Below are 508 nucleotides of genomic sequence, written 5' to 3' on the forward strand. Positions count from 1 at the left end.
CACAAACACGGTAAAACCTGCTTGGTTCAACACGCGTGCGCTGTCTGCCCCTTCGTTATCCACCGAGACTCGCTGATAACCACCACCGGGCATCAATAAAATACCAATCCCGTTGGATTGCTCTGGTTCAAACACGACAATTTCTGGATGCGTGATGTCAAACACAGCGCGATCTGGTAACAACTCGTTCGGATTTCTTTCTTGATAACTTTGCACCAGATGGGAGGGGATTTGAGGCTCAGACCACAAAGGCAAAACGAGATGCTCAGGAAACCAAGTCTGTAGTGATGTAATCGGCGCAACGTGCATGGCATTCTCTCCGGCTTAAAAACAAAAAAAGCCAGCTCAATGGCTGGCCTTAACCTATTTCCCGATAAAATGAGTGCTTAGTCTAGTAGCGACTTCACATATTCTGCAATTTCAGGCACTTGGCAGTGCGCAAAGAAACACTCTTGGAATTGCGTGCTGCCTACTGCAGTTTTCCCTAGCTCTTGGTCGATAGCACGTA

At 47.6% G+C, this 508-nt stretch carries 2 pseudogenes; both read right to left on the minus strand.

The annotated features are described in order from the left end of the window. Window positions 1-309, minus strand: a pseudogene (locus tag R7Z50_RS31325) (alpha/beta hydrolase); the annotation flags it as partial. 77 nt (window positions 310-386) lie between these two features. Next, a pseudogene (locus R7Z50_RS31330) lies at window positions 387-508 on the minus strand (hypothetical protein); the annotation flags it as partial.

This window comes from Vibrio sp. 1249-1, from assembly GCF_033340495.1.